Raw genomic sequence first — 7,225 nt, forward strand, 5'->3', positions numbered from 1 at the left:
GAAGAATCGCTGCCGCTGCGCGACGCTTTTTCCGTGCTGTTCTTCGTTTCCGTCGGCATGCTGTTCGATCCGTTCAGCCTGGTCAGCAACGGCCTGCCGATCCTGGCGACCTTAGCCATCATCCTCATCGGCAAATCGCTCGCCGCTTTCGTCATCGTGATCGCCTTCCGCTATCCGGTCGCGACCGCGCTGATGATCTCGGCCAGCCTTGCCCAGATCGGCGAATTCTCCTTCATCCTGGCCGAGCTCGGCGTCGGGTTGAAGCTTCTGCCCGAACAGGGCCGCGACCTCATTCTGGCCGGCGCCATCCTGTCGATCCTGCTCAACCCGCTGATGTTCCTGATCGTCGACAGGATGAAGCCGTGGCTGGAAAAGCGCGCCGGCAAAACGGCAGAGCCCGAGGAATCAAGGCCGATCGGCCCGGCGACCGAGCCCGGCCAGGTGGCCTCGGCGGCGGCAGTGTCTGAAAGCGAGAATGGTCTGCCGCCGCGAACGGGACTCACCGACCATTCCATCCTGATCGGCTATGGACGTGTCGGCAGCCTCGTGGGTGCCGCGCTGAAACAAGCTGCCCTGCCCTTCCTGGTTGTCGAGGATGCCGACAAGACGCTGGCGAAGCTGAGGGCCGAGGGCGTCGAAACGGTGGCCGGCAACGCCGCCAATGCGGACGTCTTCGCGGCCGCCAATCCGGAAGGCGCCAAACGGCTGATCCTCGCCATCCCCAACGCCTTCGAGGCGGGACAGGTGGTGCTGCGGGCGCGCGCGGCCAATCCCGGCATCAGCGTCTTTGCGCGCGCCCATTCCGATGCCGAGGTCGAGCATCTCAAGGCTCTCGGCGCCGACACCGTGATCATGGGCGAGCGCGAAATAGCACGCGGCATCGTCGAGGCGGTTACCGGCATGTCACCCGCTCGGTTGGACGACGCCGCTGCCGAGATCAGGCCGCAGCCTGCCTGACGCTCGCCTGCACAAACCAAGCGGATCAGGAAACGAATAACGGAAGCGATGTCGCTGAGATGGAAGTCACACGTGCTGGCCGCCATTGATGTGGATTTCCGAGCCGGTCACGTAGGACGCCTGGCCCGAACACAGGAAAAAGATGATGTCGGCCACTTCCGACGTGGCGCCCAGCCTTCTCAGCGGGATCGTCTCGACGATCTTGTCGGTGCCGGGCGACAGGATCGCCGTGTCGATCTCGCCCGGCGCGATCGCATTGACGCGGATGCCGTGCGGCCCGAAGTCATGCGCCATCTCGCGCGTCAGAGAACCCAGCGCCGCCTTCGACGTCGCATAGGCCGTGCCGGCAAATGGATGCACGCGCGTGCCGGCGATCGAGGTGACGTTGACGATCGAGCCCTTGGCGGCGGCGAGTTCCTTGAACAGTCCTCTCGCCAGCATGATCGGCGCGAAGAAATTGACCTGGAAGACGTCGCGCCAGACATGCATCGGCGTCTCGATCGAGTTCATCCGGCCGCCGTCCTTGAGCTTCGGCGAGATGCCGGCATTGTTGACCAGCGCGTGCAACTGCCCGCCATGCGCCTCCAGCCGGTGGCGGATTTCCGAGACGGCAATGCCGACATCCTCCTGATCGGCAAGGTCGACCTTGATGTGGTCCTCGGGACCGGCCGGCCATGGGCAGTCCTCGGCAAAGGCCTGTCGCGAGCAGGTAATGACGCGCCAGCCCTCGCGTGAAAAGCGTTTCACCGTCGCATGGCCGATGCCGCGGCTGGCGCCGGTGAGCACGATGGTTTTTCTGCTGTCGATTTCGGCCATGGCTGTTATCTCCGGCCGGACATGTAGCCGAAGGCGCCAGCCATTGCGAGAGGCGAGTTGCCGCTCAACCGCCGCTGAGGATGTCGAGGATCGACGTCTGGCGCCTTTTCTTCGGACCGCCGACATCGCCGGGCGGCACCGGATGCCCGACCGAGGCGGTGGTACCGCCGTCGCTCGGCATATCGAAGCCATCGGCATCGACCGTCTGGGCTGGACGCGCCTGCCGTGCGGGCGCCTGGGCGACAGGGCTCGACTGGCCGACGGGCGCGGGGGGCGCCGGCTGCGAGTTGTTCGCCGAGGGTATCTCGTCCGGCACGACCGTATCGGGCGGCGTCGATTTCCACGTGCCGGGCAACGGCCTGACCGGCAAGCCTTCATGCGCGGCGACCATGAATTCGTGCCAGGCCTGCGCCGGCAAGGCGCCGCCGGTCACCTTCTTCATCGGGCTGCCGTCGTCATTGCCGAACCACACTCCCGTCGTGAGGTTGGCGGTATAGCCGACGAACCAGGCGTCGCGTGAATTCTGGCTGGTGCCGGTCTTGCCGGCCGAGGGCCAGTTGAAGGCCGCCTTCTTGGCGGTGCCGACTTCGACCGTGCCCGTCATCATAGAGTTCATCATGCCGACGATGTCGGCCTTGAGGACGCGCGGCGCGCTGCCGCCATTGTTCTCGTAGAGCACCTTGCCGCTAGCCGTGGTGACGCGCTGGATGAAATGGATATCCGGCTTGTAGCCGCCATTGGCGAAAGGCACATAGGCGGCGGTCAGTTCCAGCGGCGTCACTTCCGAGGTGCCGAGCGCGATCGAGGTGTTCGACTGCAGGTCGGATTGGATGCCCATGCGGTGCGCGGCCTCAACCACGGCGTCGGGGCCGACCTCCATGGTGAGTTGCGCCGCCACCGAGTTCAGCGACTTCGCCAGTGCGGTGGCCAGCGTCACCTTGCCATAATATTTGCCGCCATAATTCTCCGGCGTCCATTTGCCTATTCTGATCGGGGCGTCGTTGCGCACGCTGTCCGGTGTGCGGCCTGCTTCCAGCGCCGCCATGTAGACGAAAGGCTTGAAGGCCGATCCCGGCTGGCGCCGCGCTTCCGAGGCGCGGTCGAACTGGCTGGTCGAATAGTCGTAACCGCCGACCATGGCGCGAACGGCGCCGGAATCATCGATCGACACCAACGCGCCCTGGGTGACGTTGAGCTTCTTGCCGCTCTCGTCGATCAGCCGGCGGATCGACTGCTCGGCGAGCTTCTGCAGCGTCAGATCCACGGTGGTGTCGATGACGATATCGCCGCGCACGTCGCCGATCAGGTCGGGAAGTTCCTCCATGACCGTGTCGGCGACATAATTCTCCGAGCCGGTCCAGTAGGAGGGCGAGCGCGTCGCCGGCGCGCTCAGCGCCATTTTGTATTCCTTGTCGCCGATCTTGCCTTCCTCGCGCATGGCGGCGAGCACGAGCTGTGCGCGTTCTTCCGCCGCCTTGGGATCGCGCGCCGGCGAAAGCCGCGATGGCGCCTTGAGCAGACCGGCCAGAAGCGCTGCCTCGGAAAGCGTGACATCGCGCGCGCTCTTGCCGAAATACCGCCGCGAGGCGGCCTCCACGCCATAGGCGCCGGACCCGAAATAGACCCGGTTGAGATACATTTCGAGGATCTGGTCCTTGCTGTGCTTGTGCTCCAGCCACAGCGCCAGCAGCACTTCCTGCACCTTGCGCTCCAGCGTGCGATCCGGCGTCAGGAACAGGTTCTTGGCCAGCTGCTGCGTCAGCGTCGAGCCGCCCTGCGAGAAATGCCCGCCAAGGACGTTGGTGACCATGGCGCGCGTCAGCCCGATCGGGTCGATGCCGAAATGCGAATAGAACCGCCGATCCTCGATGGCGACGACGGCCTCGGGAATATAGGGCGACATTTCATTGAGGCCGACGGCCTCGCCGCCGCTCATGCCGCGATTGGCGATGAGTTGCCCGTCGACCGAGACGATCTTGATGTTGGGCGCGCGGTCGGGAATCGACCATGTGGTCGCCGCCGGCATCTTGGCGCCGTAGTAGACGACGACGCCGGCCACCGCGATGCCGCCCCAGATGCAGAAAACGAAGCACCAGTAGAGCAGGCGGCCGAAGATGGAAAACAGCCCGCGCTGGCTGCGATCGCGCCCCCGGCCGCGCGATTTCGCCTTGGCGGATTTGCGTTTCGCTGCGGATTTACGATTTGCCGGCACGACGCGATCCTCCTCGCTGACCGAAAAGCCGTCGGAGGATTTCGCCCGGGGCGAGCCCTCGAAGCTCGGTTCGATGCGACTGTCTCTGCGGTTCGCCATTGCGCTGTGCTTGCTGTCCCCGATGCCGATGGCGCTCGGGTTGCAGAGTAGATGCGGCGGTTTAAAGGCGCGTTAAGTGGGGAAGAATCGAAGTGATTGAAAATCAAATGTTTGGTAAGCGGCCACCTGACGGAGCGCGATCGGCGTGGCATTCCGGCCGCGCTCCAGCGTTTGCATAGGCGGTCGGCTCGGACTAGTCGAGCACGGCACGGACCGAGAGCGCAGCTCTCGATGCCCGCATGACATCGCCGACATGGCAGTAGCAGACGATCTCGTGCAGCTGATAGTCGGTCAGCTCGAAGAAGCGTTTTGCTTCGCCGTAGGTGTCGTTCTTCAAACCCTCGTCGTGCAGAACGGGGTCTTCCAGGGCGACGGATATGGGCGAGCCGGCGCCCCGCATGACATTGCGTTCCCGCGGGGCACGATATTCGGTGCCGATCAGCGCGGTCAGGAGCCGATTTGGCTCGCGTTCGAGAAGCTCCGCCCAACGTGCGAGGCGCTGGGCTCGGCTCATGACGGGTTTGGCGGTACGGACCTCGGCAACGGCGTGCAGCTGGTCCAGTGTTTGGTGCTTCATGGCAACCTCCTAGAGGCTAGGTTGGTCGGCCCCAAAACTCCCTATGCGCAGCATGATATCGCCGAACCGCGCGGACGTCATCCGTTTGCCATCCACCCCCGCAAGATTTGATGGAGCTGCGCGCGGCCCCCGTCATTCTTCATGCCGTCGCCAGAATATGGAGCCGAAATCACAGGCTAATCCTGGACGTCAAAGAACGCGGAACTCGGGCTCCGCCGCCTTTCGACCGACGATCGACGACAGGCCGTAGAAAGCCAGCGGCTGTTCCTGACAAGTCACCGCCACGACGCTGTTCGACTTGTCTATGTCCAGGCCCTTCGGCCCGCCCTCCTCGACACTGGCCCTGCCGCGCAGAAAGCTTTCGTCGTCGAGCACGGCGACCGAACGCGACGGCGTGCGGCGCCCCTTCCAGCCTTCGTCGCTTGCATAGACGTGAACCATCGGGCTGCCGGCGTCGGCGACAAGAATGTGGCTGCCGTCCTGCGTGAAGCGCAGGCCATGCGGGTAGTTGGCATTTTCCAGGACACCGGCGGGCCGGGTTTCAGGGCCAAGCGGTGCCGACATGTCGTAGATCTTCACGTCGTTGGTGCCGTGGCTGCTGACGGCGACCCACCGCCCGTCATGGCTGAGCGCGATGCCGTCCGGGATGTCGAGGCCCTGCTCCAGGAGAAGCTGATTCCACAGGGCGCGGTATCCCCATCGCCGGTGAATCACATGGCGGGTCACCCGATGCGTGTAGTTGTTACAGACCAGCAGGCTGAGCCGGCCATGTGACTCACGCCTGACGGCGACCGAGCCGGGCGTTCTCAATCTGCACAATCGGCTGCCTTTGATCACGCGAAGCGGCGAGATTTCGTGCCCTTGTCCGGCCGGTTCGCCTTGCGGCAGGGCGAAGACCGCAACCAGCCCATCGCGATTGGCAACCACAAAAGTCCTGTTGTCGATGAAATCGAGGCCATGCACCTCGCCCATGCTGTCCGATCTGAGCTCCACGAAGCCACGGATAACGATGCTCGGTGCACCGGCCGTCGGCTCTATGTCGATGCGCAGCATCAGGCATCGCCTGCGTCCATATCCGGCGACGGCAAGCAAGCGGTTGTCGGGCGAAAAGCGCAGGTCCTCGGTCCGTCCGATCGCGGCGAGCGCATCGTTCACGGCACCGGTGGCCTCGAAATCGATCCGGGGATTCATATCAAAAACCACCACCGCTCCAGCGAGCGGACCCGGATGCAATAGGCGCTATCCGGAGCCGACCGGTCAAGTCCGCGAGATGCGGACGTGGTGAGATCAATTCTGTTGGATCGAAATGCCCTTGTCGTCGATCTTGAGCTCCACGCCTTTCGGCCTGGTCTGCTCGCGGTAGATGTAGATGCCAAGCGCGATGACCACGACGACCAACGCGCCGATGATGAGGTAGAGCATATTCTGTCTCATCTCGCCCCCTTCTTGCAGCCGAGTCTCGCGCCTGCTTCGAGGCCCTGCGGCGGTCGCTCACTGGTCGCTGTCATCATTGGCCGATGCAGGCCGCCAACTGGTCGGCTCGACTTTTTTCTGGGTGTTGCTGTCGGTGTAGACCCACCAGCCGCCGTCGCGGTATTGCCCGACGGATTCGTTGACCACGCCGTGCTCGTCGTTCCACAGGATCGTGACCTGCGAGCCGTCCTTCGGCGCGCTCACTATCGGTTTGCGCTCTGCCATTCATTCCCTCCCATCTCACGCCGACAATGGACCGGCAGCAACGTCGCTCGATGCGCCGGGTTCCGTCAGCTATGCGCGAAGATATCCTCTTCCGCCCAGCCCATCAGGTCGAGCTTGGCGCGCGTCGGCAGGAAGCGGAAGCAGGCTTCGGCCTCCTTGGTGCGACCCTCGCGCGCAAGCCGCGCGGCCAGCACCTCGCGCAGCCGGTGCAGGTAAAGCACGTCGGAGGCGGCATATTCGAGCTGCTCGGGCGACAGTGTTTCCGCCGCCCAGTCCGACGATTGCTGCGCCTTGGAGAGGCCGATACCGAGCAGTTCGTTGCATATATCCTTCAGCCCGTGGCGGTCCGTGTAGGTACGGGTCAGCCGCGAGGCGATCTTGGTGCAGAAAACCGGTTCGGCCATGACGCCGAAAGCGTGATAAAGGACGGCAATGTCGAAACGGCCGTAGTGAAACAGCTTCACCACGGCGTCGTTCCTGAGAAGGCTGACGAGGTTGGGCGCCTCCTTCTGGCCCGGCGCGATCTGGATGACGTCGGCGCTGCCGTCGCCGGGCGAGATCTGAACCACGCAGAGCCGGTCACGATGCGGGTTCAAGCCCAGCGTTTCCGTGTCGATGGCGACCGCACCGACATTGTAGCGGGAAAGGTCCGGCAGATCGTTCTTGTGGAAACGGATGTCGGTCATTCTCTTCTCCGGATCGCGGCCAGCGGCGCACCCGTTTTTGGACGCGAAGGCGCCGCGCATTGCGCTATCACGCCCGTCCTTGCCGCGATCCGGAAAAAAATCAACAGAAAGTTGATTTTTGCGGTCGCCGCGGGTTCACCTCAGCGTGTCAGAGCATCGAGAATGCGCGCCCAGGAACGC

9 protein-coding genes are annotated in these 7,225 nt (G+C 64.0%); 2 read left to right on the forward strand and 7 right to left on the reverse strand.

The annotated features are described in order from the left end of the window. Positions 1-957, forward strand: a 957-nt coding sequence (locus EOA32_RS30630) for an NAD-binding protein (protein WP_189407501.1), incomplete at its 5' end; no start/stop codon positions are given. A gap of 66 nt (positions 958-1,023) precedes the next feature. Here EOA32_RS30630 and EOA32_RS30635 read toward each other — a convergent pair. From EOA32_RS30635 to EOA32_RS30665, 7 genes are all read right to left on the reverse strand, one after another. Beyond that, a complete protein-coding gene (locus tag EOA32_RS30635) occupies positions 1,024-1,773 on the reverse strand; it encodes an SDR family oxidoreductase (RefSeq protein WP_067004093.1) in 750 nt (249 codons plus the stop codon). Positions 1,774-1,837: 64 nt separating this feature from the next. Further along, positions 1,838-4,084, reverse strand: a complete 2,247-nt coding sequence (locus EOA32_RS30640; RefSeq protein WP_128373709.1) for a transglycosylase domain-containing protein — start codon at positions 4,082-4,084, stop codon at positions 1,838-1,840. Between the two features lie 193 nt (positions 4,085-4,277). Continuing rightward, the gene (locus EOA32_RS30645) at positions 4,278-4,661 is read right to left on the reverse strand and encodes a hypothetical protein (protein WP_128373710.1); all 384 of its coding nucleotides are present in this window, start codon (positions 4,659-4,661) and stop codon (positions 4,278-4,280) included. 189 nt (positions 4,662-4,850) lie between these two features. Further along, a complete protein-coding gene (locus tag EOA32_RS30650) occupies positions 4,851-5,852 on the reverse strand; it encodes a beta-propeller fold lactonase family protein (protein ID WP_128373711.1) in 1,002 nt (333 codons plus the stop codon). Between the two features lie 96 nt (positions 5,853-5,948). Continuing rightward, positions 5,949-6,095, reverse strand: a complete 147-nt coding sequence (locus tag EOA32_RS30655) for a hypothetical protein (protein ID WP_082980768.1) — start codon at positions 6,093-6,095, stop codon at positions 5,949-5,951. Positions 6,096-6,152: 57 nt separating this feature from the next. After that, complete coding sequence (locus tag EOA32_RS30660) at positions 6,153-6,359, reverse strand: hypothetical protein (RefSeq protein WP_128373712.1); 207 nt, start codon at positions 6,357-6,359, stop codon at positions 6,153-6,155. A 65-nt stretch (positions 6,360-6,424) separates the two neighbouring features. Then, positions 6,425-7,045: a ribonuclease D gene (locus tag EOA32_RS30665; RefSeq protein WP_095783543.1), complete on the reverse strand. Its 621-nt coding sequence runs from the start codon at positions 7,043-7,045 to the stop codon at positions 6,425-6,427. Here EOA32_RS30665 and EOA32_RS39365 point away from each other — a divergent pair. Continuing rightward, the coding region (locus tag EOA32_RS39365) for a hypothetical protein (RefSeq protein WP_210214863.1) at positions 7,025-7,225 on the forward strand (201 nt) is incomplete at its 3' end. The genes EOA32_RS30665 and EOA32_RS39365 overlap by 21 nt on opposite strands.

Source organism: Mesorhizobium sp. M1A.F.Ca.ET.072.01.1.1 (assembly GCF_004023325.1).
Taxonomy (GTDB): domain Bacteria; phylum Pseudomonadota; class Alphaproteobacteria; order Rhizobiales; family Rhizobiaceae; genus Mesorhizobium.

What these genes read in the sequence shown, in the direction of transcription:
- EOA32_RS30655 (WP_082980768.1), bottom strand. Translation starts at nt 6,095, where the DNA reads ATGAGACAGAATATGCTCTACCTCATCATCGGCGCGTTGGTCGTCGTG.
- EOA32_RS30635 (WP_067004093.1), bottom strand. Translation starts at nt 1,773, where the DNA reads ATGGCCGAAATCGACAGCAGAAAAACCATCGTGCTCACCGGCGCCAGC.
- EOA32_RS30660 (WP_128373712.1), bottom strand. Translation starts at nt 6,359, where the DNA reads ATGGCAGAGCGCAAACCGATAGTGAGCGCGCCGAAGGACGGCTCGCAG.
- EOA32_RS30640 (WP_128373709.1), bottom strand. Translation starts at nt 4,084, where the DNA reads ATGGCGAACCGCAGAGACAGTCGCATCGAACCGAGCTTCGAGGGCTCG.
- EOA32_RS30645 (WP_128373710.1), bottom strand. Translation starts at nt 4,661, where the DNA reads ATGAAGCACCAAACACTGGACCAGCTGCACGCCGTTGCCGAGGTCCGT.
- EOA32_RS30665 (WP_095783543.1), bottom strand. Translation starts at nt 7,045, where the DNA reads ATGACCGACATCCGTTTCCACAAGAACGATCTGCCGGACCTTTCCCGC.
- EOA32_RS30650 (WP_128373711.1), bottom strand. Translation starts at nt 5,852, where the DNA reads ATGAATCCCCGGATCGATTTCGAGGCCACCGGTGCCGTGAACGATGCG.